The organism is Micromonospora sp. NPDC049240, from assembly GCF_040647835.1.
GTDB lineage: Bacteria > Actinomycetota > Actinomycetes > Mycobacteriales > Micromonosporaceae > Micromonospora.
In genome coordinates this window covers 17,580-41,650 of record NZ_JBEZCX010000003.1, presented here as the reverse complement: position 1 = coordinate 41,650, position 24,071 = coordinate 17,580, and the positions used below count along the sequence as shown (strand labels likewise).

At 74.2% G+C, this 24,071-nt stretch carries 27 protein-coding genes and 1 tRNA gene; 16 read left to right on the top strand and 12 right to left on the bottom strand.

The window, feature by feature from the left end; translation table 11 throughout:
* The first annotated feature begins 18 nt into the window (after positions 1-18).
* The 3 genes from AB0B02_RS05485 to AB0B02_RS05475 all read left to right on the top strand — a co-directional run bounded on the left by AB0B02_RS05485 (position 19) and on the right by AB0B02_RS05475 (position 2,434).
* Entirely contained in the window at positions 19-981 is a 963-nt protein-coding gene (locus AB0B02_RS05485; protein WP_281941606.1) for an acetylxylan esterase, read from the top strand.
* Between the two features lie 88 nt (positions 982-1,069).
* Positions 1,070-1,858: a M15 family metallopeptidase gene (locus tag AB0B02_RS05480; protein WP_281942681.1), complete on the top strand. Its 789-nt coding sequence runs from the start codon at positions 1,070-1,072 to the stop codon at positions 1,856-1,858.
* Positions 1,859-1,927: 69 nt separating this feature from the next.
* Positions 1,928-2,434 (top strand): DinB family protein, encoded by a 507-nt coding sequence (locus AB0B02_RS05475; RefSeq protein ID WP_281941603.1) that lies wholly within the window; start codon positions 1,928-1,930, stop codon positions 2,432-2,434.
* Positions 2,435-2,443: 9 nt separating this feature from the next.
* Here the strand turns inward: AB0B02_RS05475 and AB0B02_RS05470 are convergent, their stop codons facing one another.
* A complete protein-coding gene (locus AB0B02_RS05470; protein ID WP_357297062.1) occupies positions 2,444-3,217 on the bottom strand; it encodes an alpha/beta hydrolase family protein in 774 nt (257 codons plus the stop codon).
* Positions 3,218-3,368: 151 nt separating this feature from the next.
* On the opposite strand from AB0B02_RS05470, the gene AB0B02_RS05465 reads away from it, so the two are divergent.
* A complete protein-coding gene (locus tag AB0B02_RS05465) occupies positions 3,369-3,761 on the top strand; it encodes a hypothetical protein (RefSeq protein WP_281941598.1) in 393 nt (130 codons plus the stop codon).
* 20 nt (positions 3,762-3,781) lie between these two features.
* On the opposite strand, the gene AB0B02_RS05460 is transcribed toward AB0B02_RS05465, so the two are convergent.
* The 3 genes from AB0B02_RS05460 to AB0B02_RS05450 form a co-directional block, all read right to left on the bottom strand.
* Complete coding sequence (locus AB0B02_RS05460; protein ID WP_357297059.1) at positions 3,782-4,975, bottom strand: helix-turn-helix transcriptional regulator; 1,194 nt, start codon at positions 4,973-4,975, stop codon at positions 3,782-3,784.
* Positions 4,962-5,126, bottom strand: a complete 165-nt coding sequence (locus AB0B02_RS05455; RefSeq protein ID WP_357297057.1) for a hypothetical protein — start codon at positions 5,124-5,126, stop codon at positions 4,962-4,964. The genes AB0B02_RS05460 and AB0B02_RS05455 overlap by 14 nt, the downstream gene beginning before the upstream one ends.
* Positions 5,127-5,257: 131 nt before the next feature.
* Positions 5,258-6,496, bottom strand: a complete 1,239-nt coding sequence (locus AB0B02_RS05450) for a helix-turn-helix transcriptional regulator (RefSeq protein WP_357297055.1) — start codon at positions 6,494-6,496, stop codon at positions 5,258-5,260.
* 250 nt (positions 6,497-6,746) lie between these two features.
* Between AB0B02_RS05450 and AB0B02_RS05445 the strand changes: the two genes are divergently transcribed.
* The 4 genes from AB0B02_RS05445 (at position 6,747) to AB0B02_RS05430 (ending at position 10,996) form a co-directional block, all read left to right on the top strand.
* Positions 6,747-7,772 (top strand): LacI family DNA-binding transcriptional regulator, encoded by a 1,026-nt coding sequence (locus tag AB0B02_RS05445; protein WP_357297053.1) that lies wholly within the window; start codon positions 6,747-6,749, stop codon positions 7,770-7,772.
* A gap of 202 nt (positions 7,773-7,974) precedes the next feature.
* Positions 7,975-9,345 (top strand): cellulase family glycosylhydrolase, encoded by a 1,371-nt coding sequence (locus tag AB0B02_RS05440; protein WP_357297051.1) that lies wholly within the window; start codon positions 7,975-7,977, stop codon positions 9,343-9,345.
* A gap of 353 nt (positions 9,346-9,698) precedes the next feature.
* Positions 9,699-9,772, top strand: a tRNA-Glu gene (locus AB0B02_RS05435).
* A gap of 24 nt (positions 9,773-9,796) precedes the next feature.
* Positions 9,797-10,996: an RtcB family protein gene (locus AB0B02_RS05430; RefSeq protein ID WP_281941586.1), complete on the top strand. Its 1,200-nt coding sequence runs from the start codon at positions 9,797-9,799 to the stop codon at positions 10,994-10,996.
* Between the two features lie 32 nt (positions 10,997-11,028).
* Here AB0B02_RS05430 and AB0B02_RS05425 read toward each other — a convergent pair whose 3' ends face one another.
* From AB0B02_RS05425 to AB0B02_RS05410, 4 genes are all read right to left on the bottom strand, one after another.
* Positions 11,029-11,193 carry a hypothetical protein gene (locus tag AB0B02_RS05425; RefSeq protein WP_357297049.1) on the bottom strand — a complete coding sequence of 55 codons (165 nt, stop codon included), beginning with the start codon at positions 11,191-11,193 and terminating at the stop codon, positions 11,029-11,031.
* On the bottom strand, positions 11,190-11,408 hold the full coding sequence (locus AB0B02_RS05420; protein ID WP_357297047.1) for a helix-turn-helix transcriptional regulator: 219 nt from the start codon (positions 11,406-11,408) through the stop codon (positions 11,190-11,192). Before AB0B02_RS05420 ends, AB0B02_RS05425 begins: the two co-directional genes overlap by 4 nt.
* Positions 11,408-11,866 (bottom strand): DUF2975 domain-containing protein, encoded by a 459-nt coding sequence (locus AB0B02_RS05415; protein ID WP_357297045.1) that lies wholly within the window; start codon positions 11,864-11,866, stop codon positions 11,408-11,410. The genes AB0B02_RS05420 and AB0B02_RS05415 overlap by 1 nt, the downstream gene beginning before the upstream one ends.
* A gap of 67 nt (positions 11,867-11,933) precedes the next feature.
* Complete coding sequence (locus AB0B02_RS05410) at positions 11,934-12,527, bottom strand: HD domain-containing protein (protein WP_281941581.1); 594 nt, start codon at positions 12,525-12,527, stop codon at positions 11,934-11,936.
* 139 nt (positions 12,528-12,666) lie between these two features.
* Between AB0B02_RS05410 and AB0B02_RS05405 the strand changes: the two genes are divergently transcribed.
* From AB0B02_RS05405 to AB0B02_RS05385, 5 genes are all read left to right on the top strand, one after another.
* Entirely contained in the window at positions 12,667-13,623 is a 957-nt protein-coding gene (locus tag AB0B02_RS05405; protein WP_357297043.1) for a hypothetical protein, read from the top strand.
* 139 nt (positions 13,624-13,762) lie between these two features.
* Positions 13,763-14,551: a class I SAM-dependent methyltransferase gene (locus AB0B02_RS05400; RefSeq protein ID WP_281941577.1), complete on the top strand. Its 789-nt coding sequence runs from the start codon at positions 13,763-13,765 to the stop codon at positions 14,549-14,551.
* Between the two features lie 43 nt (positions 14,552-14,594).
* Positions 14,595-15,605 (top strand): hypothetical protein, encoded by a 1,011-nt coding sequence (locus AB0B02_RS05395; RefSeq protein ID WP_281941575.1) that lies wholly within the window; start codon positions 14,595-14,597, stop codon positions 15,603-15,605.
* On the top strand, positions 15,602-16,255 hold the full coding sequence (locus tag AB0B02_RS05390) for a hypothetical protein (RefSeq protein ID WP_281941573.1): 654 nt from the start codon (positions 15,602-15,604) through the stop codon (positions 16,253-16,255). The genes AB0B02_RS05395 and AB0B02_RS05390 overlap by 4 nt, the downstream gene beginning before the upstream one ends.
* A gap of 15 nt (positions 16,256-16,270) precedes the next feature.
* Entirely contained in the window at positions 16,271-17,173 is a 903-nt protein-coding gene (locus AB0B02_RS05385) for an inositol monophosphatase family protein (protein ID WP_281941571.1), read from the top strand.
* A gap of 85 nt (positions 17,174-17,258) precedes the next feature.
* Here the strand turns inward: AB0B02_RS05385 and AB0B02_RS05380 are convergent, their stop codons facing one another.
* Genes AB0B02_RS05380 through AB0B02_RS05370 form a run of 3 tightly spaced genes read right to left on the bottom strand, consistent with a single transcriptional unit; the run spans position 17,259 to position 19,356 of the window.
* The gene (locus AB0B02_RS05380) at positions 17,259-17,981 is read right to left on the bottom strand and encodes a methyltransferase domain-containing protein (protein ID WP_357297039.1); all 723 of its coding nucleotides are present in this window, start codon (positions 17,979-17,981) and stop codon (positions 17,259-17,261) included.
* Complete coding sequence (locus AB0B02_RS05375; protein ID WP_357297037.1) at positions 17,978-18,685, bottom strand: DUF2064 domain-containing protein; 708 nt, start codon at positions 18,683-18,685, stop codon at positions 17,978-17,980. Before AB0B02_RS05375 ends, AB0B02_RS05380 begins: the two co-directional genes overlap by 4 nt.
* Entirely contained in the window at positions 18,682-19,356 is a 675-nt protein-coding gene (locus AB0B02_RS05370) for a glycosyltransferase family 2 protein (protein WP_281941557.1), read from the bottom strand. Before AB0B02_RS05370 ends, AB0B02_RS05375 begins: the two co-directional genes overlap by 4 nt.
* A gap of 145 nt (positions 19,357-19,501) precedes the next feature.
* On the opposite strand from AB0B02_RS05370, the gene AB0B02_RS05365 reads away from it, so the two are divergent.
* A complete protein-coding gene (locus AB0B02_RS05365) occupies positions 19,502-20,923 on the top strand; it encodes a hypothetical protein (protein ID WP_357297035.1) in 1,422 nt (473 codons plus the stop codon).
* A gap of 111 nt (positions 20,924-21,034) precedes the next feature.
* Here AB0B02_RS05365 and AB0B02_RS05360 read toward each other — a convergent pair whose 3' ends face one another.
* The gene (locus AB0B02_RS05360; RefSeq protein ID WP_357297032.1) at positions 21,035-22,105 is read right to left on the bottom strand and encodes an NAD-dependent epimerase/dehydratase family protein; all 1,071 of its coding nucleotides are present in this window, start codon (positions 22,103-22,105) and stop codon (positions 21,035-21,037) included.
* Positions 22,106-22,299: 194 nt separating this feature from the next.
* Here AB0B02_RS05360 and AB0B02_RS05355 point away from each other — a divergent pair, with 194 nt between their 5' ends.
* Together AB0B02_RS05355 and AB0B02_RS05350 are read left to right on the top strand one after the other, a co-directional pair.
* Positions 22,300-23,640, top strand: a complete 1,341-nt coding sequence (locus AB0B02_RS05355; protein WP_357297030.1) for a molybdopterin-dependent oxidoreductase — start codon at positions 22,300-22,302, stop codon at positions 23,638-23,640.
* Positions 23,633-24,067 carry a hypothetical protein gene (locus tag AB0B02_RS05350; protein ID WP_281941552.1) on the top strand — a complete coding sequence of 145 codons (435 nt, stop codon included), beginning with the start codon at positions 23,633-23,635 and terminating at the stop codon, positions 24,065-24,067. The genes AB0B02_RS05355 and AB0B02_RS05350 overlap by 8 nt, the downstream gene beginning before the upstream one ends.
* Positions 24,068-24,071 lie beyond the last annotated feature (4 nt).

Here is a 24,071-nt window from a genome sequence, read left to right as displayed (position 1 = left end):
CGACGAGGAAGCCCAGGCGTGTTCACCGACCTGACCGAGGCCGAGCTCCGCCAGCACCGCAGCGACCTGCGCGAACCCTCCGACTTCGACGCCTTCTGGGCCGAGACGCTGGCCGAGGCCCGCTCCTGCGGCGACCCGGTGACCGCGACCCCGGTGCCGACCCCGCTGGCGGCCGTGGACGTCTTCGACGTGACCTTTCCCGGGTTCGCCGGGCAGCCGGTCCGGGCCTGGCTGCGGGTGCCCCGCGGCGCGCCCACGCCGCTGCCGACCGTGGTGCAGTACGTCGGCTACGGCGGCGGCCGCGGTCACCCGCTGGAGAACCTGCTCTGGTCCGCCGCCGGCTTCGCCCACCTCCAGATGGACACCCGCGGCCAGGGCTCGGGGTGGAGCCGCGGCGACACCCCGGACGTCGCGGCGGCCGGGCCGCAGGCGCCCGGCATGGCCACCCGGGGCGTGGAGGAGCCCCGCCGCTACTACTACCGGCGCTTCCTCACCGACGCGGTCCGGGCCGTCGACGCGGCCCGCGAGCTGCCGGGCGTCGACCCGACCCGGATCGCCGTGCTGGGCCACAGCCAGGGCGGGGCCGCCGCGCTGGCCGCCGCCGCGCTGGCCCCGGGGGTGCGCGCGGCGGTGGCGCACGTGCCGTTCCTCTGCGACATCCCCCGCGCCGTGGGGCTCACCGACTCGGCGCCGTTCCGCGAGATCCGGGACTACCTGGCCGTGCACCGGGACCGGGCGGAACAGGTGTTCCACACGCTCGGCTACGTCGACGGGGTCGCGTTCGCCAGGCGCGCCGAGGTGCCGGCCCGCTTCTCCGTCGCGCTGATGGACGAGATCGTCCCGCCGTCGACGGTCTACGCCGCGTACCACGACTACCGGGGCGAGAAGGAGCTGACGGTCTGGCGCTTCAACGGCCACGAGGCGGGCGGCATCGACGACGACGCCGCCGCGGTCGACTTCCTCCACGCGACGCTGGTGTAAGGAGGGGCCCCTTGTTAACAGACGTCTGTTAACAAGGGGCCGCTCCTTACACCGTGGTAGACACGGCAGCGTGCGCAGACGTACGGCAATGGTCCTGGTCGTGGTGGTCACGGCCCTCGCCGCCGGCTGCCAGCGACCCGCGCCGCGCCCGACGCCGTCGGCCACCCCGACCGGCCCCCGTGCCCCGGCCGACATCGTCGACCTGGCCACCGTCGACGCGGGCGTGCGCACCGACATCCGGTACGCGGGCGCGCACAACTTCGTCGGCCGGCCGATCGACGGCTATGCCGAGCCGCTCTGCCTGCTCACCCGCCGGGCCGCGGAGGCGCTGAGCCGGGTGCAGGCCGCCGCGCTCGGCCGCGGCCGAAGCCTGAAGGTGTACGACTGCTACCGCCCGCAGCGGGCCGTGAACGAGTTCGTCGCCTGGGCGAAGCGCCCGCAGGAGCAACAGACGAAGGCGGAGTTCTACCCCGACGTGCCGAAGGACCGGCTCTTCGCCGACGGCTACCTCGGCGCGCCCACCGCGCACAGCCGGGGCAGCACGCTCGACCTGACCCTGGTCCCGGTGCCCACCCCCACGCAGCCCGGCTACGCGCCGGGCCAACCGCTGCTGCCCTGCACCGCGCCCGCCGGCCGGCGCTTCGCCGACGACTCGGTCGACATGGGCACCGGGTTCGACTGCTTCGACCCGCGCGCCCACACCGCCGCCCCGGGGCTCACCGACACCGCCCGCCGGAACCGGGCGTTGCTCAAGGAGTTGATGACGGCGCAGGGCTTCGAGAACTATCCACGTGAGTGGTGGCACTACCGGTACGTGGACGAGCCGTACCCGGACACCTGGTTCGACTTTCCGGTGGCCCGCTCCTCGCTGCGGTAACCCGGTTGCCTCATGATCCACGACGGTTAGGCTCCGGGGGACCGACCCCGCCCCGGAAGGACGTCCCCGGTGACCATCGAACGGATCGGCCCGCCGCTGCGGGCCGGCGAGCGGGAGACGCTGCGCGCCTTCCTCGACTTCCACCGTGCCACCCTGGCCCGCAAGTGCGAGGGGCTGACCGACGAGCAGCTGCGCCGGCAGTCCTCGCCGCCGTCCACGCTGTCCCTGCTCGGCCTGGTCCGGCACATGGCCGAGGTGGAACGCGCCTGGTTCCGTCGCGTCATCGCCGCCGAGGACGTGCCGCTGGTCTGGTCGGAGACCGACGACTACCAGGCGGCGTACGACGCGCGCGACGCCGACCGCGCGGAGGCGTTCGAGGCGTGGCAGCGGGAGGTCGCGCACGCCCGCCGGATCGAGCTCGCGGCCGAGTCGCTCGACGTGACCGGCCACCAGGCCCGTTGGGGCGAGGACGTCTCGCTGCGCCTGGTGATGCTGCACATGATCCACGAGTACGCCCGGCACAACGGCCACGCCGACCTGCTCCGGGAGGCCGTCGACGGCACCGTCGGCGTGTGAGTGTGCCGGTCAGCGACCGCGCAACGGCAGCCAGGTGAGCACGTTGGCGATCTGGGCGTCCCAGTAGGGCCAGTCGTGGTCGCCGGGGGCGAAGTCGACGGTGAGCGGCAGGCCGCGCCGCCGGGCGGTGTCGACGAACCGGACGTTGTCCTCGTACAGGAAGTCCTCGGTGCCGCAGGCGACGTAGAGCGCGGGCAGGTCGTCGCCGGCCCGCTCCAGCAGCGCCACCGTGTCGTCCTCGTCCGGCGCCGGGCCGTCGCCCCAGACGGTGTGCCACACCGCCGGGTCGAGTGGGCTGGTCGGGTGGTGCCGCCGGTGCACCACGTCGAGCGCGCCGGAGAGGCTGGCCGCCGCCGCGAACCGGTCCGGGTGGCGCAGCGCCCACTTCACCGCGCCGTAGCCGCCCATCGACAGGCCGGCCACGAACGTGTCCTCGCGGCGGGTGGAGAGCCGGAAGAACGAGCGGCACACCTCGGGCAGTTCCTCGCTGAGGAACGACCAGTACCGGTTGCCGTGCGCCTCGTCGCAGTAGAAGCTGCGCTGCGCCTGCGGCATCACCACGGCCAGCCCCAGCGGTGCGGCGTACCGTTCGATCGACGACCGCCGGGTCCACGCCGTGTCGTCGTCGCTCAGGCCGTGCAGCAGGTACAGCACCGGCGGATCACCGTCGCCGGCCGCGCCGGCCAGGCCGATCCCGGCCGCGCCCCGGTCGGGCAGCAGCACCGTCATCGAGGTGCCCACGCCGAGCGTCTCGGAGAAGAAGTCACACCGTATCCGCGCCATGAGCCGGCAGCGTACCGGTGGCCCGATGGGGGCGGATTGACCGTTCCTATTGCCGCGGGCCTCCGCGCGGGACAGGATGGGCATGCGTGCCGGAAACGTGTTCGTAACCTGCGCGTTGCTGGTCTCTGTCACGAGGAAGTGGGAGTCAGTCATGAGCGACGTCTCGGCGGCACTGGGTGTGCGCCTCTACCCGGATCTGGTCGAGCCCGGCGGTCTGGCTCCCGCGCTCACGCAGACCGCGACCGCCCACCAGCTCGACGTCGGGCGGGTCAGCGCTCCCGAGCAGGGCCGCAGCCGGTTCACCTGCGCCGAGCTGACCTCCGACCGGGGCGTGGTCTGCGTCAGCCTCGGCGCCCAGGCCCGCTACTTCATGATCGACCTGCGGGTCGACGGCGAGGTGCAGGCCCGGGGGGACGCCACCGACCTGCTCCAGGTCGCCCAGGTGGCCGCCGCCTGGCGGTCCGGCACCACGCTCGCCGACCTCACCGCCCGTTTCCCCTTCATGGAGGAGATGAAGCGCCACCCGGTGGCCCAGGCCGGCTAGGGCCGGCGGTCCGGTCCGCGTCAGCGGGTGAGGCCGACCGCCGTCGCCAGGTGCGTCACGCCGGCCGGCGCGGGTCCGCCGCGCGCCACCTCGGCGAGCACGGTACGCGCCGCCGGCCGCATCCGGACCTCGGCCGGCGCGAGCCGGTCGGCCTCGGTCAGGGCCCGGCCCGCCCGCAGCAGGTCACCGATCTGGAGGTACGCCCGCGCGGCGTCGACCAGGTGCGCGGCGCGGTGCTCGACGGGCAACCACCGCCAGCCCTCCGACCGGATGGCCGTCTCGTGCCGGCTGACCGCCTCGCCGCCGTCGCCGAGTTCGACAGCCACCGCCACGTGTGCCACCTGCACGGCCGCCGGCCCGAATCCGTCGAGGTGGGGGTCGAGCCGGGGGTCGGCCCGCCCGGCGATCCCGGCGGCCACCCCCAGCCACTCCGCCGCGCTGCGCGCGTCGCCGCAGGACGCCGCCGCGAGCGCCGCCTCGACCCACAGCGTCCCGGACAGCGCCGGTTCGACGGGCGGTCCGGGGCGCGCCGCCACCCCGATCCGGTGCGCGGCGGCGACGGTCACCGTCGTCGCCAGCCGCCCGCGTCCGGCGGCGCGCAGCGCCTGACCGAGCGGCACCGCCGCGACCGCCGTCCACCTGGGACAATCGGCGGCCACCGTCACCGCCCGGTCGGCCGCCAGCCACGCCAGGTCCGGTTCACCGAGCTTCACCAGCACCGACGCCGTGATCCGGTACGCCCGCACCAGCAGCCCGTCCGTACCGTCCCGGCCACCGGCGGCGTACGCGTGACGGGTCGCGTCGAGCAGCTCGGGCACCAGGTGCAGCACCTGCGGATAGCGCGCGTGCCGGTACGCCGAGCAGGCATGATCCACCCGTCGGCCCAGCTCGTCCGTGGCCGTCGACGACCGGCGGTCCGGGCCGGCCGGGCACAGGTCGTAGCGGGCCAGCGCCGTGCGTACCCCGTCCACCCCCTCGTCGGCGCGGGCCGGCGGTGGCTTCTCCCCGCCGAGCAACGCCGCCGGTTCCACCCGCAGCACCCGGGCGACATCCTGGATGACGGAGAACCGGTCCAGGGCGCGCACGCCGCGTTCCACCTTGTCGACCCAGCTCTTGGACTTGCCCAACCGGTCGGCCAGCATCTGCTGGGTCATCCGACGCCGGACGCGCCACTGCGCGACGCGGCGGCCGACCGGCACCTCACCGCCGGTCATGCCGCCGGTCCGGCACCGCCCGCGTGGTCTCCTCCACCGGTATCCGGTCCGCCTCGGCCTGCGCGAGCAGCCGCTGCCGCGCCGCCTCCCGCTCGGCGGCCTGAATCTGCTCGCCCCGGTCCACTGCCGGCTTGTCCTCACGCTTCGGCATCGCCACCTCCATCGGCGGAGACGCGTCGGCGCGCCTCACCATCACAGGCTGAGGTGACTCAGGGTGAACAGAAAGGTGCGGATGGTGCGATCCGATGATCGTGAATCATCGACTCGGACGCGGTGCACCAGTCACCGCGCACAGCCCATCAGCTCGGCCAACGCGGCCAGCTCGTCCGTCATCGCTCGGCGGCGTCCGGTGGTGATGGTGTCCACGATGTCCCGCGCGTACCGCTGCTGCCGCAGCCAGGTTGGTGCCGTGTCGCGCAACTGCGTCAGCACCGCTGTCGCCTTCCCGTAACGCCGCAGATCCGCGTACGCCCACGCCAGGTCCAGCCGATGCCGTCGCCACGCCGATGTGCTGATGGTGGGCACCGGCGGCACCGACGCGGACAGTTCCAACACCCGGCCCGCGTCCCCGGCCACGGCCGCCGCCTCCGCCCGCTGCATCTGCACCTTGGCGGTGTCGAAGCCACCCACCAGCATCAACTGCTCCGCTGCCGGCATCCGCTCACCGATCCGTACCGCAGCGGCAGCGGCGACGCCGATCAGGTCGGCCACCTCGTCCGGCCGGTTGTCCCGGGCTCGTGCGGCTGCGGCGCTCAGCAGCAACCACCCCCATGCGGCCAGGTCGGCCGGCGTTGCCCGCGATAGCCGCGGCTCCACCTCGTCCGCGGTGACCACCGCCAGCTCGGCCGCCTCGCTGATCCGACCCTGGCGCATCAGCAGCCAGCACATCGTCCGGATGACGGTGGCCGCCACCACCTGGTCTCCGGACCGCTGGGCGGCGTCGAGGGCACCCGAGAGCGCGGTCTGCGCCAGGTCGTCGGCCCGAAGTTGGATCAGCAGGCCGCCGGCCAGGTGATACGTGCGAGCCAGCAGGTCGCAAGCCTCGGCCTGCCGCTCATCGCTGGTGAGGCCGACCGCAGCGCGCACGTTGACCAGCAACGGCGGCACCACCCGTAGCGCCACGGCGTAGTCGCCGGCGTTGTAGACCCGATCGGCGGCGTACAGGTTCCCGCGCAACGTGTGAAGGCCGGGTGGCTCACTCTGCGGCACCACGAACGGAGTACCGTCGATCCCTCGAAGCGGGGCGATGACCCGGCGGATCTCCGCCAGTGACAGCGGCCGGTGCTCCGGCTCGCTGCGCGCGGCTGCCTGCGACGCGTCACCGAGCAACGCGGACGTCGACACACGCAGGGCGCGAGCGAGCGCGTGCAGCGTGTCGAGGCGAGCCGCACCCCGGCTGCCCTGCTCCAGCTTCCGGATCACCTCGACGCTGACCCCGGACTGTTCGGCGAGCTGCTCCTGCGTCAGCCGCGATTCACGACGAATCGCGGCGAGACGGTCCCCGACGGTGGGATCAGCCATGCCATCTCCCGATGTCGCAATGAGCGGTCGCCCCAGGTCAACTACGGTTGGCTGTCACTTCGGACGGTACACCTGAATAGGAAGCACGGAGTGCCCCGACGCCTACCGAGCGCTGGAGACGGCATCTGATGCGTTGTTCGGGCAACGCGATGGTGGCGGTAGATTCGTCAGGTGGTCGTCCTCGACGTTTCCGGGTCCCGGAATGGAGCGGGCCGCCGTGCCGGGCCGCGCTTCTGAGGGTCGGGGCGGCATGCGGGAGGTGGCCCGGGTCGCGGGTGTCTCGGTCTCCACCGTCGCGAACGTGTTGAGCCGGCCGTCGATCGTGGCCGCCGAGACCCTGGCCCGGGTGCAGGCCGCGATCGAGGCGGTGGGCTACGTGCCGCACGGGCCGGCTCGGCAGCTACGTGGCTTGCCGAGCCCGGTCGTCGGGAGCGTCACGCTGGATCTGGCCAACCCCTTCTACGCGGAGTTGAACCGGGGTATCGAGGACGGGTTGGCCGAGGCGGGCTGCGTCATTCTCGCCTGCAGCACGGACCTTCGGCGCACACGTGAGCGGCGACTGCTCACGCTGCTGCACGCCCAGGCGGTGCGGGGCATCATCATCTCGCCGATCGACGACGACCCGGAGCCGCTGCTGCGGCTGAGCCGCGACGGGATACCCGTCGTCCTGGTCGACCACCCGCGCGGCCGGCTGGACCTGTGTGCGGTGACCGTGGACGACCTACTGGGCGGGCGGTTGGCGGGGGAGCACCTGATCGCGCTCGGCCATCGCCGCATCGCCTTTCTCGGCGCCACCGTCGATCCTGGTCCGGTGCTGGCGCGACGGGAGGGCGTGCGGCAGGCGGTGGCGGCGGCCGGCCTGGACCCGGCGGTGTCGTTCGTGGACGTCCGTCTGCGGTTGCACCCGCCTCCGCTGCTGGACGCCGCCGCGCAGGCGGCGAGGCGACTGGTGGATCGGGCGGCGCCACCGACGGCGGTGGTGTGTGTGAACGACACCGCCGCGCTCGGCCTGCTGGACGGACTGCACGCGTTGGGACTACGCGTTCCGCAGGACATCTCCGTGGTCGGCTACGACGACCTGCCGTTCGCGCGGCGGCTGGCGCCCGCGCTGACCACCGTCCACCAGCCGCCGTACCGGCTCGGCCGGGCCGCCGCGGAGTTGTTGCTGGACGAGTCCCGACCGGGCCACACCCACCGGGAGACGCTGTTCCAACCGTCGCTGGTGGTTCGTTCCTCGACCGGGCCGCCTGGCACGGAGGCGGCTGGCGACCGCTGACCGCCCGTCAGATATAGACGGACACCTATTGCCCTGTCGGATGCGGACGGATAGGGTGGGGAAACCGTCCGAGCGCCCGAGCCGGCCTCGTCGCAGCATCCTCTTACAAACGTCACAATCGCGTCGCGTACGGCCGTCGAGCGGTACGTCAGGGCAGGCGCGTCACACCCCGGCACCTGCCGGGCTCAACGCGAGGTAGATCATGAAGAGAAGACTCATCGCGGTCGGCGCTGCCCTGCTCGCCGTCGCCGCGTCGGTCCTGATGTTCGTTCGGCCCGCGGACGCCGCGGTCGGACTGCACGTCAGTGGCCGTGCCATCGTCGAGGCCAACGGAGCGCCGTTCGTGATGCGCGGGGTGAACCACCCGCACGTCTGGTACACCGGCCGGACGAGAGCGTTCGCCGACGTCAAGGCGCTCGGCGCCAACACCGTGCGGGTGGTGCTGGGCAGTGGGAAGCGGTGGGGACCGTCCAGCGACGTCCCCGAGGTGATCGCGCTGTGCAAACAGAACCGGCTCATCTGCGTCCTGGAGGTGCACGACACCACCGGCTACGGCGAGGAGGGGGCCGCCGCCTCACTGGACGAGGCGGTCGACTACTGGATCGGTCAGAAGAGCGCGCTGGTCGGGCAGGAGAGGTACGTCGTCATCAACATCGGCAACGAGCCGATCGGCAACGTCAACGCCGCCCAGTGGACCGACGCCACCGCCGCGGCGGTGCGCAAGATGCGCGCGAACGGGTTCGAGCACCTGCTCATGGTGGACGGACCGAACTGGGGCCAGGACTGGCAACACGTCATGCGCGACAACGCCCAGACGATCCTGGACGCGGACAGCCGGCACAACACGGTGTTGTCGATCCACATGTACTCGGTCTTCAACAACGCCGCCGCCATCACCGACTACCTCGACCTCTTCGAGTCCCGCGGCTGGCCGCTGGTGATCGGCGAGTTCGGCTGGCAGTTCGCACCCGGCGAGGTGGACCACGAGACGATCCTCGCCCAGGCACAGGCCCGGGGCCTGGGCTACCTGGCCTGGTCGTGGAGCGGCAACAGCGATCCGATCCTCGACATGGCGACCGACTTCGACCCCGCCCGGCTCACCACCTGGGGTCAACGGATCTTCAACGGCGTCAACGGCATCAAGGCCACCGCGAAGGAAGCCACCGTCTTCGGAGGTGGGGGCCCCACCTCGACTCCGTCGCCCACCGGCACCGCCACTCCCGGCCCGACCCCGACCCCGACCGCGACCCCGACCCCGCCGCCGACCGGCGGCCGGAGCTGCACGGCCACCTACCGGGTCGCCGGTCAGTGGCAGGGCGGCTTCCAGGCCGAGGTCCAGGTCAAGGCCGGTGGCGCCGCGATCAGTGGCTGGACCGTCACCTGGACGTTCGCCAACGGTCAGGCCGTCACCCAGGCGTGGAACGCGACGGTCGGCAGCAGCGGGGCCGCCGTGACCGCGCGTAACGTCGGCTACAACGGCAGCCTGGGCGCCGGGGCGAGCGCCACCTTCGGCTTCCTCGGCTCGTGGAACGGCACGAACGGCGTACCGACGCCGTCCTGCTCCGCGACCTGAGACCGACCGGGTGCGGGCCGCCTCCACAGGTGGCCCGCACCGGGGCTCTCGTCAATATCGCGTTGCCGGGCCGGACTCCGTGGTCGTACCGTGAACGGGCAACGTCAACCGGTTCCAGTCCTCAGGAGCACACCGTGTCGCAGCAGAATCGCACCCGAGCCGAGCGGCCCGTGCCGCGCGCCGGTGCCCTGCTGCCCGAACCGGGCCGCGGTGGCCGCCGGGAACAGCGGCGGCAACCGGGGTGGTGGCGCGTCTAGCGCCGACGCGACGATCCGCGCGAACCGCCCGCCCCAGACCGGAGCCGGGCGGTTCTCCGTGTCCGGGGCGAATTCCCGGGACGTCCGTCCCGGCACGGGCCGTTGGAGCAAATGGGCAGCTCACCCGGTTCTCGCCCGGGAGGCTACGGGTTCGAGTCCCGTACGGCCTACATCCCACGAGCAAGGAGACGATCATGGGTTTCACCCCGCTGGCCGGTACCCGGGCGCCGGTCCGGGTCTGGACCGACCCGTACGCGATCGAGGCGCAGGCGGCCCGGCAACTGCGCAACATCGGCGCGCTGCCCTGGGTGCAGGGCGTCGCGGTGATGCCGGACGTGCACTTCGGCAAGGGCGCGACGGTCGGCTCGGTCATCGCCATGCGGCAGGCCGTCTCGCCGGCCGCGGTCGGCGTGGACATCGGCTGCGGCATGTCCGCGGTGCGCACCTCGCTCACCGCCGCCGACCTGCCCGACGACCTCGGGCCGCTGCGGTCGGCGATCGAGGCGGCGATCCCGGTCGGGTTCGCGATGCGCGACGACGCGGTCGACCCGCGTCGGGTCCGGGGTCTGGAGCAGGCCGGCTGGGTCGACTTCTGGCGTCGGTTCGGCACGCTCGACCGGAAGGTGGCGCAGCTCGAGACGCGGGCGCAGCGGCAGCTCGGCACGCTCGGCGGCGGCAACCACTTCATCGAGGTCTGCCTGGAGCAGGGCGGCCCGGACGACGGTCGGGTCTGGCTGATGCTGCACTCCGGTTCCCGCAACATCGGCAAGGAGTTGGCCGAGCGGCACATGGCGGTGGCGCGCGGGCTGCCGCACAACACCGACCTGCCCGACCGTGACCTGGCGGTGTTCCTGTCCGGCACGCCGGAGATGGACGCCTACCGCCGGGACCTGTGGTGGGCGCAGGAGTACGCGCGGCGCAACCGGGCGGTCATGCTGGCGCTGCTCTGCCAGGTGGTCCGGGACGCGTTCCCGCGGGTCGGCTACGACGAGCCGATCTCCTGCCACCACAACTACGTGGCGGAGGAGCGGTACGACGGCGTGGAGGTGCTGGTGACGCGGAAGGGGGCGATCCGGGCCGGCGACGGCGACCTGGGCATCATCCCCGGCTCGATGGGCACCGGCTCGTACGTCGTGCGCGGCAAGGGCAACCTCGACGCGTACTGCTCGGCGTCGCACGGCGCGGGGCGGCGGATGTCGCGGGGGCAGGCGAAGCGGACGTTCAGCACGGCCGACCTGGCCGCGCAGACCGCCGGCGTGGAGTGCCGCAAGGACGCCGGGGTGGTCGACGAGATCCCGGCCGCCTACAAGGACATCACCGAGGTGATGGCCCAGCAGGAGGACCTGGTCGAGGTGGTCGCCCACCTCAAGCAGGTCGTCTGCGTGAAGGGTTGACCGGCGGGGCCGGCGTCGAGGGGGCGCCGGCCCTACCGGGTACGCCGGGCGACGCGCACGGCGACGGCGACCGCGCCGATGACGAGCAGCGCGGACAGGAGCTGGAGGCCGGGGGAGTCGTCGATCTCCCCGTACCCGAAGCCGGCGACGCCGAGCGCGACGGCGAGGGCGGCCAGGGCGGTGAGCGCGTATCTCATGCCTCCTCCCCGCCGGCGACCCATTCGAGCAGGTCGCCGGGTTGGCAGTCGAGGACCCGGCACATGGCCTCCAGGGTGCTGAAGCGGACGGCCTTGGCGCGACCGTTCTTGAGCACCGCGACGTTGGCCGGGGTGAGCCCGACCCGCTCGGCGAACTCGCCGACGCTCATCTTGCGTTTGGCCAGCTCGACGTCGATGCGGACGACGATGGGCATCAGATCACCGCTTCCATGTCGGTGCGCAGCGTGGTGGCCTGCCGCAGCAGCGCACGCATCACCACCATCAGCAGCCCGAGCACGCTGACGCCGGTGGTGAGCAGGAACAGCAGCAGCGGCAGTCCCGGGTCGTTCGCGTGGAACCCGACGTAGAGGAAGACGGCGACCAGGCTCGCCCAGGCGGCGGCGACGGCCCAGACGATCCCGTCGACCCAGGCCAGGGACGCCTCGGTGAAGATGCGGTCGGTGCGGACCAGGGTGAGCAACTGCCAGGTGCACACGATCACCACCTGCACGCAGAGCACCCAGAACACGGTCACGGCGGTGGCCGGCCAGCGCAGGTACGCCATCTCCGGGTCCTCCCGGGCCAGGTGCGCGAACTGGCCCGGCAACGACATGGTCTGGAACAGCAGCAGAATGCCGAACAGTAGGACGAGGAAGGCATGCAGTGCGGTCACCGCACGCTCGGTAGTCACCATGCATCGACTATCACTCGGAAGCTATCGAAAGTCAATCGGTTCAGAATCAGTCGTGCACCGGATGCTCGGCCTGGAAGGCGAGCCGGTGGTCCGCGCCGGCGGCCAGGTCGGCGAGCACGTCGTCGAGGTCCAGGAACGTCTGCCAGGGCTCCTGCCCGGTGATGTCGGCGAGCCGGTCCACCACGAGCTGCTCCAGGTCGGTGACCCGGCGGCCCTTCCACACCTTGTCGGCGAGGCTGACCAGCAGATCCTCCAACTGCACGCCGGGGGAGTGCCAGGCGGCGTGGGTGACCGCGAAGCGGGCCCGCTCCTCGGGCACGCCGAAGCGCAGCAGCAACTGGTAGCCCGCCTCCTCGTGCGCGGAGCCGGGACCGGTCAGCTCGGCCGGGTGCTCGACCTTGCCGAGGTCGTGCACCGCGGCGCCGAAGAGCACCGCCTGCCGGTCGAACGGCACCGCGGCGAAACGCTCGGCGAACGCGGCGGTGAGGTGCCAGGCGACGTCGTGCACCAGCCGCAGGTGCGCGCCGAGCCGAGGCGGCGCGGACAGGGCGGCCAGCAGTTCGACCGCCACCCCGGGCAGCGGGAGCAGCGGCGGGTCACCCGGTTCGGTCAGGGCGCGGCGCAACGCGTCGGAGGTCACCGGGGCGAGGGTACCGGGCGTCGACGCCGCTCACCCCGCGTCCTGGCCGAGTGGCCGACGGTGAACGGTCCGCTCGCCCGATCCCGGCGTCTCCGTCCTGTCAGGAGGGTGGAGCGATGTCTACCACGGGGGATTTCGCATGATCGAGTTGAACCGTCGTCATCTGCTGCGCGCCGCCGCCTTGACCGGTGTGGCCGCCACGACCGGACTGGCCGGCGGGACGGCCGCCGCGACACCGGCCGCCGCCGCCGAGACCGTCAACGGGCCGTGGCTGGTCAGCGTCGGCTGGGGCGTGCGCCAGGTCGACCCCGGCCGCACCACCCCGCGCTGGCTGCTGGAGGACGGCGACAACGCCAAGACCTCACCCGACGGCCGGTACGTGGCCTGGGAGAACACCGCCTGGTCGGGCGACGGCACGCTGCTGCCGTACGTGGCGGTCCACGACCGGGTCACCGGCCAGAAGCGCACGCTCCTCGCCGACCCGCCCGGTGTCCACTACGGCGCCCCGACCTGGTCGCCGGACGGCCGGGAGATCGCCCTGGTCACCGGCGCGCAGGACGACACGCTGATCGCGGTCGACGTGGCGACCGGCGCCACCCGGGTGCTGGCCCAGGGGCACGTCATGCGGGACCCGGACTGGTCCCGGGACGGCTCCATGATCGTCCTGCACTGGCTCAGCCGCTCCGAGGGCTGGCAGTTGCGGGTGCTGGAGCTGGCGACCGGCACCGTCCGGCGGCTCTACGCGCCGCAGGCGGGAGAACGGGTCAGCGGGCCGGTGTTCACGCCCGACTCCGAGCGCGTGGTGTTCTGCACCACCCGCTGGTATCCCGACCGGGACACGTACAACCAGTCCCTGGCGTCGGTGCGGCTCGGCGGCACCGGGTTGAAGAAGCTCACCGACCAACCGCGGTTCTACCTGTCGCCGGTGTTCTCCCCGGACGGCCGGTACTGCGCGGCGCTGTCCATCCCGCCGGAGAACACCGAGCCCGACGGCGGCAACATCATCGTCTCCACCAGCGGCTTCGGTGAGCCGTGGTGGATCCCCGGCGACGAGTACGACGACTCCTCCCGGCTGGACTGGGCGCGGGCCATCTGACCCACCCGGACGACGCGGCGGCCGGACCACGGCCGCCGCGTCGGCGTATCCGGGGTGGAGATCCCCGCAACCGGGCGCGCGCGGTGCGAGGCTTGGGTGGACGCCGCCGACGGGGCCGGCGACCGCTGTGGAGGGTGCGATGGCCGAGCCGCCGACCGGGACTTCGGCGCACCGCGCGCAGGCGCACGGCCGGCACGCCAACCACCACAGCTACCACGACGGCGCGCAGGTCGACGGGTACGTCGACGACCCGTACCACCGGGTGCGCCGCGCCGTCGCGGCCCGGCTGATGGCCGACGGGGTGACCGGCGACGGACCGGTGCTGGAGTTGGGCTGCGGGTCGCGCGGCATGCTCGACCCGGCCGCGCTGCCCGGCCCGCTCGTGCTGGCCGACATGGCCGAGACCGCGCTGGGCACCGCCCGGCGGGCCGCCGGCGGGCCGGCGCTGCCGGTCTGCCTGGACGCCACCCGGGGCCTGCCGTTCCGGGCGGGCAGCTTCGCCGGGCTGCTCGCCGGCGAGCTGATCGAACACGTCTACGATCCGCTGGCGCTGCTGCGGGAGTGCCACCGCGTGCTGGCCCCGGACGGCCTGCTGGTGCTCACCACCCCCAACCTGGCCCCGGTGCAGGACCGGCTGGCCTTCCTCGCCGGCCGGGCGCCGCGCCAGGTCGACCCGCTGCACCCCTACCTCTGGCTGCACATCCGCCCGTTCACCGCGTCGCTGCTGCGGCGCACGCTGCGCCGCGCCGGGTTCCTCCCGCTGGCGATGCGCTCCAACGAGGTCGGATGGCGGCTGCCGGGCGGTCGCTGGGTCACCTCGCGGTGGCTGGCCCGGGCCGCGCCGGGTCTCGGCGGGTCGCTGATCTGCGCCGCCCGGCGACGCGGCACACCGCCGCCACCGGCGAAACGGGGCGTGATCGCGCATTGACAAAGGGCTATCATGGAGGCTCCGTCGTCGACCGGGGGATGTCATGGCGCGCCTGCTCGGCTGGGTCGTCAGCAATCTCGACGCGTTCATCGGTCTGCTGCTGGCCGTCACGGTCGCCGTCCTCGGCCTGACCAACACCGTCAGCCAGGACGTGGTCAACAGCGCCATCCTGCTGGTCCTCGGCCTGCTCGCTCAGGCGGTGCTGCGCGACCGGCTGCGCCGCCGGACCGCCGAGCAGGAGGTCCGGCAGGTCATGGTGGACGTCCGCGCGCGGCTCACCGACCTGGTCCCGCCGATGGCCGCGCTCACCGGCCCGGAGGGCGCGCTGACCCGCTCCCGGGAGGCGATCCAGAGCGCCTCCATGGTCCGGGTGCTGCACGGCAGCGAGGTCGGCCAGGCGCTCGACGAGGCGCGGCAGCACACCGACCAGTGGCACTTCAAGGGCGGCACCGGCACCTACCTGCGCGCCGTCACGCTGCCCGAGTGCCTGAAACACGCCCGCCGCCGCAACGCCACGCTCAGCCTCGCCATCGAGATCATCGACCCGACCGACGAGGAGGTCTGCGAGCGGTACGCGTGGTTCCGGCGCAGCCTGGAAGCCGACGAGCCGACCGAACCGAAGGAACCGTGGACGGTCGACCGCACCCGCAAGGAGTCGTACGCGACGGTGCTCGCCGCCTGCTGGCACATGCAACGCTCCGGCCTGCTCACCGTCGACATCCGGCTCTCCGCGCAGATGACCACGTTCCGCTACGACCTCTCCTCCTCCTGTGTGGTCATCACCCAGGAGAACCCGCAGACGCCGGCGCTGCGCATCGACCGCGGCGAGGTCTACTACAACCGGTTCAACATCGAACTCGACTACAGCCGCCGGCAGAGCCGCCGGGTGCCGATCGAGTCCGCCGGCCAGGTCCGCCTCGACGACGAGCCGTCCGTCGAACAGGTCCGTCGGCTGTTCGCCGCGCTCGGGCTGACGCTGCCCCGGTCCTTCGGCGACCGGGAGGTCGGCGAGATCGTGCGCAAGGCCCTCCAGGCGAGGAACCCGTACGCATGACCAGCTACGCCGACCTGGCCCGCGAGATCGACCGGGGCACCCGGCCGGAGCTGCTGCGCGACTGGGTGCTGCACGTGCTCGCCGACGTCGCCGACGGGCGGCGACCACTGCGGGCGGTCCGGCACCCGCTCGGCTTCACCTGCCTGCCGGTGGAGCGTGACGGCCCCGACGGGATCTGCGTGCACGCCTGGCCGGCCGACCCGCCGCCGGTGCGCCCCACCACCTCGGCCATGCACTCGCACAGCTGGGACCTGCTCAGCCACGTGCTGTACGGTACCGTCCGCAACGAGCTGATCGACGTCACCGACGCCCCCGCCGACCCCTCCTGGCGGATCTACGAGGTGCACAGCCTCGGCGAGGTCGACGAGGTGGCCGCCACCGACCGTCTGGTCACCGCGATGACCGCCACCGTGGAGACGCACACCGCCGGCGACTCGTACGCGCTGCGCGCCGGTGGCTTCCACACCTCGGAGGTCGCCGCCGGCACGCCCGCGGTGACCGTGGCGCTCGGCCGGACCACACCCGGCGCGTGCGACCTGAGCCTCGGCGCGGTGGACGGGCGCAGCCACCGGGTCCGCCGGGACCGCTGCGACGCGGCGGAGACCGCGCGGATGGCGCGGGAGATCGCGCGACTGGTGGCACGGGGCTGACTGGCTGGAGGAGCCATGGACGTGGAGCCGAACAGGGGCAGGCCCGACCTGCGCGACGCGCACCGGTTCGCGGTGGGCGCCGCCCGGGCGGCCGGCCGACTGCTGCGCCGGGGCATCCGGGGCGAGGTGCACGCCCGGGCCAAGGACGACTCCGGTGACCTGGTCACCGACCTCGACCTGGCCGCCGAGCGGTTGATCGTCGACCGGATCCGGGCCCGCTGGCCGGAGCACGGGGTGATCGCCGAGGAGGGCGGCGAGTACGCCCCGGACACCACCTGGGCCTGGCTGGTCGACCCGCTCGACGGCACCAACAACGTGGCGATCGGCCTGCCGGCGTACGTGGTGGGCATCGCGTTGTGTGAACGCGGCTCACCGGTGCTCGGCGTGGTGCACGACCCGGTCGCCGGCCGGACCTGGTCCGCCCTGCGCGGCCACGGCGCGTTCGTGCACGGTGCGGACCCGGCCGGCCGGCCGCTGCGCACCGCACACCGGCCGGTGCCGGCCGCGCCGGTGCTGGCCTGGACCCAGGGCCACGGCGTACGCCGCGACGACAGCACCGCCCGGGCGCTGAAGGTCGTGCTCGACACCACCGCCCGCCGGGTGCTGCAACTGTGGGCGCCGCTGCTGTCCTGGGTGATGCTGGCCCGGGGCGACATCGACGGCATCGTCGGCTACCGCCCGGAGGCGGTCGACCTGCCGGCCGGGCTGCTGCTGGCCGCCGAGGCCGGCATGGTGGTACGCGCGCTCGACGGTGGCCCGTTCGACGACCGCTACGGTTGCCCGGCCGACCGACGCAGTTTCGTCGCCGGCCCACCGGAGACGATCGACCGGCTGGTCAAACTGGTCACCGCGGCGCAGTGGATCGAGCCGCAGGTCCGCCAGCTCACCCCGATCAGCCTCGGCACGGTCGGCTGGTGAGACATCCGCTGTTCCAGCCGCCGGCCGCTCAGGTCTGACCGGCGCCGGTCCGCAGCCGCCCGGGCACGATCCGTGGAGTTGGCGGTCAGGCCACGGCCAGCTCCGCGAACCACCGGCCGCCCGCCGAACGCAGGTCCCGCACGGACAGCCCGGCGGCCGTGGCCGGACCGTGCACCGCCCGGGTGTCCAGCCGCGCCCAGCCGAAGCTGGGCCCCCGCCGCCGGCCGGAGACCACGTGCGCCCGGCCCTGCCAGGCGCCGCTGCCGGGTGTGTCCAGCTCGACCAGCACGGTGCCGTCCGGGTGCAGCAGCTCCCGGCACCGCCGCAGCAGCCGCGCCGGGTCCCCGCCGATGCCGATGTTGCCGTCCAACAGCACCACGTGCCGCCACCGGCCCTCGGCCGGCAGCGGGTCGAACAGGTCGGCGCGCACCGCGACCGCGCCGCGCGCCCGGGTCGACGCCACCGCCCGCGGGCAGACGTCGACGCCGAGCGCGGCCAGGCCGGCCCGGGTGAGCGCCGCGGTGAGCCGGCCCGGCCCGCACCCCAGGTCCAACGCCGGGCCGTGGCAGCGGGCCACCACCGTGGCGGTCGCCGCCTCCGCCGGGCCGTGCCACCGTTCCACCGGCAGCCGCCGGCGAACCCCGTCGGCCTGCACCAGCCAGTGACTGCCGGTGCGCTCGCGCAGCGCGATGTCGAAGGCGTCCACACCGGCCGGCACACCGGTCGCGCCCGCCGGGCCGGTCCGGGTCGGCGACTGGCGGGCCCGCAGGCCCGGCTCGCTGGTCGCGTTCGCGGGGCCGGCGCTCATCGAACCGCCTTCGGTCGACGATCGGGCGATATCGCCACCAGGGCGGGTCGCAGCGCGGCGACCTCGCGGGCGAACCGGCCGCCGGGCACACCCCGGGCCACCGCGCGGGCGTCGGCCCAGTCGTCCACGTCGCGCAGCGTGGGCAGGGCACCCACCCGCAGTCCCGCGTCGAACAACGCCGCGTAGGTGAGCCGCCCGGTCTCGGCGGTGGACATCGGCACCGCGCGCAACGCCGCCGCGCGGCGCGGGTCGCGTAACCCCAGTGCCCACCAGCCGCCGTCCGCCGCCGGGCCGAGCACCGCGTCGACGCCGGGTGCGGCCAACCGGCGTACGCCGTCGGCGAGCAGCGCCGGCGTCACCTGCGGGGTGTCCATGCCGATCTGGAGCACCGGCCGCCCCGGGTACGCGTGCGCCACGTCGGCGTGCGCGTGGGCCAGCCGCTCGGCGAGGCCGTCGCCCCACTGCGGCAGCACCGGCCAGCCGGCGACCGTGGCGGCGAGGTCCGCGCCGTCCTCGGCGTCGGCCAGACGCCCGGCCAGCGCCAGCACCGGCGTCACACCGCCGGTGGCGGTGACCGCGTCCAGCGTGTCGCGCAGCGCGGCGGCGGCGATCCGGGCCGCCTGCGCCGGGGTGGCCGGCGGGCACAGCCGCGTCTTCACCGCCCCCGGCACCGGGGCCTTCGCCACCACCAGCAGGACGGTCACCGCCGGCCGTCCACACTGCGCAGCACGGTGAGGAAGTCCCGGGTGGCCCGGACCGTGCCGCGTACCGAGCCGGACACCTTTGACTTCGTGCCGGCGGCGCGCGGGGCGTAGCGGACGTCGTGCTCGTGGATCCGCCAACCGGCCGCCGCCGCCCGGATCATCAACTCCAACGGATAGCCGAACGCCCGGTCGGTGACGCCGAGCGCCAGCAACGCCTCGCGGCGGGCCACCCGGATCGGGCTGAGGTCACGCAGCGGCACCCCACGCTGCCGGAGCAACGCGGCGACCAGCGCGGTGCCGGCCCGCGCGTGCCACGGCCAGGCGCCGGCCGACACCGGTCGACGGCGCCCCACCGCCAGGTCGGCCGTGCCGGCCGCGACCGGGGCGACGAGCGCCGGCAGCTCCGCCGGGTCGAACGAGCCGTCCGCGTCCAGTACGCAGACCAGCTCCGTCCCGGCGGCCTCCAGCCCGGTGTGCACGGCCGCGCCGTAACCGCGACGTGGTTCGCGTACCACCCGGGCGCCGTGCCGGGCCGCCACCTCGGGCGAGCCGTCCCGGGAGCCGTTGTCCACCACGATCGCCCGGTAACCCGGCGGTAACGCGTTCAGCACGCCGGGCAGGGCGGCGGCCTCGTCCAGGCACGGCAGCACCACGTCGATCTGTGTCCGCATGCCGCCGACGCTAGGCCGACCGCCACCCGACCGAGCCCTCGATCGTGCTTACGGAACCGTTACGAGCAGGCATTTCTTACCATCCCGTGACGGGCCGGCGGTTGCGGCCCCGTCCCGCGCCGGCCCCCCGTACCGTGCGGTCGTCATGAGATCCGCACCCACCCTGCGTCGCGCCCCCGCCGCGGACCGGACCGGCTCCCCGCACCGGGGCGACCTGGTCGTGGTCGCGGTCGAGGCGGCGCTGCTCGCCGCCGCCGTCGTGGTCGGCCTGGTGCTCAACCGGCGTGGCGTGGGCCTGCACGCCGACGCGGCGCCGCTCTACGCCACCTGGCGTCCGCACGCCGGTTGGGGTACGCCGCTCGCGGCGCTCGTCGCGCTCGCCGTGCTCGGCCCGGGACTGCGCTGGGCCCGGACCGCCCGATGGGGCCCGCTGCTGGCCGTCGGCTGGCTGGCCGCGGTGGCGTGGACGCTGGCGCTGGCCCTGGTGGACGGCTGGACGGCCGGGTTGACGCGACGGTTGACGCCGCAGGCGGAGTACCTGCACGAGGTGCCCGGGGTGACCGACATTCCCCGCATGCTGGCCGGCTTCACCGACCGCATCCTGGACTTCCAGCCCGACTCCTGGTCCACCCACACCGCCGGGCACCCGCCGGGCGCGCTGCTGGTCTTCGTCTGGCTGGACCGGGTCGGGCTGGGCGGGGGCGCCGCCGCCGCGCTGTGCTGCGTGCTGGTCGGCGCGACCGTGGTGGTCTCCGTGCCGGTCACGCTGCGCGCGCTGGGCGCCGCCGACGCGGCCCGGGCGGTGCTGCCGTTCCTGGTGCTGCTGCCCGGCGCGGTGTGGCTGGGCGCCTCCGGCGACGCGGTGTTCACCGGCGTGGTCGCCGCCGGGCTCGCGCTGCTGGCGGTACGCGGACCGCTCGCCGCGCTGGCCGGCGGCCTGTTGCTCGGCTTCGCGCTGCACCTGTCGTACGGGTTCGTGCTGGTCGGCGCGCTGGCGGTGACCGTGTCGGCGTTGCGGCCCGACCGCCGCCGGGCCACCCTGGTCGCCGCCACCGCCGGTGTCTCGGCCGTCACGGCGCTGTTCGTGCTCTCCGGTTTCCGGTGGTGGGAGGGGTACGACCGGGTCGTCGAGCGCTACTACCAGGGCTGGGCGGCCGACCGCCCGTACACGTACTGGGTGTGGGCGAACCTGGCCGCGCTGCTGCTCTCCGCCGGGCCGGTGCTCGGGCCGGCGCTGCGCCGTACCGCCGTCGCGGCGCGCGCCGCCTGGTCGGCTGCCCGCCCGGTCGGCACTCGCCGCTCCGGGTGGACCGGCTGGACCGGGTGGACCGGACGGTTGGTCGGGCTCGGGCCGACGGTGCTGCTGCCGGCCGCCGCCGCGCTGGTGGTGGCCGCCGCCGACCTGTCCGGGATGAGCAGGGCCGAGGTGGAGCGGATCTGGCTGCCGTTCGTGGTCTGGCTGCTCGTCGCCGCCGCGCACCTGCCTCCGTCGACACACCGCCGCTGGCTCGCCGCCCAGGCTGTGACCGCCCTCCTCGTCAACCACCTCCTCCGCACCGTCTCCTGAACCCGCCCTCGCCCCTACCGGCAAGGCCGCACAGTTTCCCCGAAAGAGTGGCTGTCGCGGGCGGAACGGCCACTCTTTCCGGGAAATCGCGGCCCGCGGAGGGGCGGAGGGTCAGGCGGGTTGGGGGGAGAGGGTGGCGGGGGAGCGGAGGGGGTCGGTGGCGAAGGCTTTGACGCCCATGGTGAACGTGACCCGCGCGGTGTAGCCGAGCAGGTCGCGGGCGCGGGTCGGGTCGGCCACCACGTGCCGGACGTCGGCCGCCCGCGCGCCGCCGGCGATCTCCGGCGCCGGACCGCCCATGGCCTCGGCCAGCGCGGTGGCCAGGTCGCCCACCGTGTGCGGTTCGCCGGAGCAGACGTTCACCGGCACCAGGCCGTCCGGCGGCGGCGCGGTCAACGCCAGCAGGTTCGCCCGCGCCACGTCCGTGACGTGCACGAAGTCCCGCCGCTGCCGGCCGTCCTCCAGCACGACCGGGGCGCGACCGGCGGCCAGCGCCGAGCGGAACAGCGAGGCCACCCCGGCGTACGGGGTGTCCCGGGGCATCCGGGGACCGTAGACGTTGTGGTAACGCAGCGCCCACACGCCGCCGCCGGTCTGCCGGGCCCACGCCGCGGCGTAGTGCTCCTGGGCGAGTTTGCTGGCCGCGTACGTGCTGCGGGGCTCCAGCGGCGCGTCCTCGGGCACCAGCGCCGGGGTGAGCGGGTCGCCGCAGCCGGGGCAGGTCGGGTCGTAGCGACCGGCGGCCAGGTCGGCGGCGCGACGCGCGGCGGGCCGCACCACGCCGTGCCGGGCGCAGGTGTAGCGCCCCTCGCCGTAGACCACCATCGAGCTGGCCAGCACCAGCCGGCGTACCCCGGCGCGGTGCATGGCGGCCAGCAGCACCGCCGTGCCGAGATCGTTGTGCCCGGCGTAGTCCGGCGCGTCGGACGGGTCGAGCCCGTGCCCGACCATGGCCGCCTGGTGGCAGACCGCGTCCACGCCGGCCAGCAGCCGGTCCAGCAGCCCGGCGTCGCGGACGTCGCCGACGGTCGGGTCGTGCCGCCGGGACCATTCCGGCAGCGCGCCGCCGTGCGCCTGCGGCAGCAGGGCGTCCAGGCAGACCGGCTCGTGGCCCTCGGCCGCCAGCAGGTCGGCGATCTGCGATCCGATGAAGCCGGCCGCGCCGGTGAGCAGTACCCGCATACCGGCCCACGCTAAAGCACCCGGGTCGGGTCGGCGGCCGGTTCACGTCCGACGTCAGCGGTCCGTAAGGGACGACGGCGGTAAGGCTTCGGTAATGCGGCAAACGCCGTCGCGGGCGACCGGCGGCGTCTAGCGTCCCATCCCGGAAGCACCGGCCGGCCGGTCGGTCGGCCCCGTCGCCGGAGGAGGTGCCCGTGCCCACCGACGTCCCACCACCGGACGCCCCCGCGCCCGCCGCGACCGAGCCGCGGTACGCCGCGCCGGCCCGGCTCTGGCGTGCCCTGGACCGCCACCCTCCCCCGGGCGTCGACGCGGTCGACCGCGCCTGGCGCAGCCCGGTACGCGGACCGTGGCTGACCTCCGTGCTGGGCGCCGTGCTGCTGGCCACCCTGCCGCTGGTGATCGTCACCGGGCTGCTCGACTGGATCGCCTACGGCCCCCGCTTCGACCAGGCGTTCCCCCGGGACGTGGGGTGGCTGCACCCGCCGGTGTTCGACTGGCCGACCCGACCGGCGTGGCTGTTCCGGGTCACCCAGGGGCTGCACGTGACGCTCGGGATCGTGCTGGTGCCGGTGGTGCTGGCCAAGCTCTGGTCGGTGGTGCCGAAGCTGTTCGCCTGGCCACCCGCCCGTTCCGTCGCGCAGGTGCTGGAGCGGCTGTCGTTGCTGCTGCTGGTCGGCGGCATCCTGTTCCAGAGCGCCACCGGCCTGCTCAACGTGCAGTACGCGTACCTGTTCGGCTTCGACTTCTACACCGCGCACTGGTACGGCGCCTGGATCTTCACGGTGGCGCTGGTGGTGCACGTGGCGGTCAAGCTGCCCCGGCTGGTGACCGCGCTGCGCGGGCCGGGCTTCGCGCGTACCCCGCTGGCCCGGACCCGACCGGAGCCGGCGGACCCGGACGGCCTGGTGGCCCGTCGCCCCGGCCCGGCGACGATGAGCCGGCGCGGCGTGCTGGCGCTGGCCGGCGGCGGCGCGTTGCTGCTGGCCGCGCTGACCGTGGGGCAGGGCGTGGACGCGCTACGCGGCACCGCGCTGCTGCTGCCGCGCGGCCGGCGGATCGGCGACGGGCCGACCGGTTTCCCGGTCAACCGCACCGCCGCCGCGGCCGGCGTCACGCCGGACCGGACCGGGCCGGGCTGGTCGCTGACGGTGCGCGCCGGCGACCGGGCCGAGACGCTCGACCGCGACCGGCTGCTCGCGCTGCCGCAGCACACCGCCACGCTGCCGATCGCCTGCGTGGAGGGCTGGTCGACGTCGCAGACCTGGACCGGGGTACGCCTGCGGGACCTCGCCGCGCTGGTCGGCGCCGCGGAGCCGGCCACGGCACGGGTCCGTTCGCTGGAACGCGGCGGGCTGTTCAGCCGGGCCACCCTGCACGGCGGCCAGGTCAGCGACCCGGACGCGCTGCTCGCGTTGCGGGTCAACGGCGTCGACCTGAGCCCCGACCACGGCTTCCCGGCCCGGATCATCGTGCCGGCGCTGCCCGGCGTGCACTGCACCAAGTGGGTCGAGGAGATCGAGTTCGATGGCTGAGCTCCGGCGGGCGTACGGCGCGGCGTGGTGGCACCTGGCGCTCCTGGTCGGTTGCTTCACGGTGACCGGCTGGATCGCGCTGCGGCTGGCCGGCGAGCCGACCGCGGGGCGGATGCTGCTCTGGTTCGTCGGCGCGGTGGTCGCCCACGACCTGGTGCTCTTCCCCGCGTACGCGACCCTCGACCGGCTGCTGCGGCGCGTCGGCCCGGCGGTGCGCAACCACGTGCGGGTCCCGGCGCTCGGCTCGGGGCTTCTGCTGCTTGTCTATCTGCCCGGCGTGCTCGGGCTCGGTGACGGCACGTACTCGGCGGCCACCGGGCTGACGCCCGAACCACTGCTGCGACGCTGGCTGGCGGTGAGCGCCGTGCTGTTCGCCGGAAGCGCGCTGCTTTACACGGTCCGCCGGTTTCGCCACCGCGAGCGTTGACCTC

Bases quoted from the DNA above. Each gene is read 5' to 3' on its own strand.
- AB0B02_RS05480 (WP_281942681.1), top strand. From the start codon at position 1,070: ATGGTCCTGGTCGTGGTGGTCACGGCCCTCGCCGCCGGCTGCCAGCGA.
- AB0B02_RS05470 (WP_357297062.1), bottom strand. From the start codon at position 3,217: ATGGCGCGGATACGGTGTGACTTCTTCTCCGAGACGCTCGGCGTGGGC.
- AB0B02_RS05465 (WP_281941598.1), top strand. From the start codon at position 3,369: ATGAGCGACGTCTCGGCGGCACTGGGTGTGCGCCTCTACCCGGATCTG.
- AB0B02_RS05460 (WP_357297059.1), bottom strand. From the start codon at position 4,975: ATGACCGGCGGTGAGGTGCCGGTCGGCCGCCGCGTCGCGCAGTGGCGC.
- AB0B02_RS05455 (WP_357297057.1), bottom strand. From the start codon at position 5,126: ATGCCGAAGCGTGAGGACAAGCCGGCAGTGGACCGGGGCGAGCAGATT.
- AB0B02_RS05450 (WP_357297055.1), bottom strand. From the start codon at position 6,496: ATGGCTGATCCCACCGTCGGGGACCGTCTCGCCGCGATTCGTCGTGAA.
- AB0B02_RS05445 (WP_357297053.1), top strand. From the start codon at position 6,747: ATGCGGGAGGTGGCCCGGGTCGCGGGTGTCTCGGTCTCCACCGTCGCG.
- AB0B02_RS05440 (WP_357297051.1), top strand. From the start codon at position 7,975: ATGAAGAGAAGACTCATCGCGGTCGGCGCTGCCCTGCTCGCCGTCGCC.
- AB0B02_RS05430 (WP_281941586.1), top strand. From the start codon at position 9,797: ATGGGTTTCACCCCGCTGGCCGGTACCCGGGCGCCGGTCCGGGTCTGG.
- AB0B02_RS05425 (WP_357297049.1), bottom strand. From the start codon at position 11,193: ATGAGATACGCGCTCACCGCCCTGGCCGCCCTCGCCGTCGCGCTCGGC.
- AB0B02_RS05420 (WP_357297047.1), bottom strand. From the start codon at position 11,408: ATGCCCATCGTCGTCCGCATCGACGTCGAGCTGGCCAAACGCAAGATG.
- AB0B02_RS05405 (WP_357297043.1), top strand. From the start codon at position 12,667: ATGATCGAGTTGAACCGTCGTCATCTGCTGCGCGCCGCCGCCTTGACC.
- AB0B02_RS05400 (WP_281941577.1), top strand. From the start codon at position 13,763: ATGGCCGAGCCGCCGACCGGGACTTCGGCGCACCGCGCGCAGGCGCAC.
- AB0B02_RS05395 (WP_281941575.1), top strand. From the start codon at position 14,595: ATGGCGCGCCTGCTCGGCTGGGTCGTCAGCAATCTCGACGCGTTCATC.
- AB0B02_RS05390 (WP_281941573.1), top strand. From the start codon at position 15,602: ATGACCAGCTACGCCGACCTGGCCCGCGAGATCGACCGGGGCACCCGG.
- AB0B02_RS05385 (WP_281941571.1), top strand. From the start codon at position 16,271: ATGGACGTGGAGCCGAACAGGGGCAGGCCCGACCTGCGCGACGCGCAC.
- AB0B02_RS05380 (WP_357297039.1), bottom strand. From the start codon at position 17,981: ATGAGCGCCGGCCCCGCGAACGCGACCAGCGAGCCGGGCCTGCGGGCC.
- AB0B02_RS05370 (WP_281941557.1), bottom strand. From the start codon at position 19,356: ATGCGGACACAGATCGACGTGGTGCTGCCGTGCCTGGACGAGGCCGCC.
- AB0B02_RS05365 (WP_357297035.1), top strand. From the start codon at position 19,502: ATGAGATCCGCACCCACCCTGCGTCGCGCCCCCGCCGCGGACCGGACC.
- AB0B02_RS05360 (WP_357297032.1), bottom strand. From the start codon at position 22,105: ATGCGGGTACTGCTCACCGGCGCGGCCGGCTTCATCGGATCGCAGATC.
- AB0B02_RS05350 (WP_281941552.1), top strand. From the start codon at position 23,633: ATGGCTGAGCTCCGGCGGGCGTACGGCGCGGCGTGGTGGCACCTGGCG.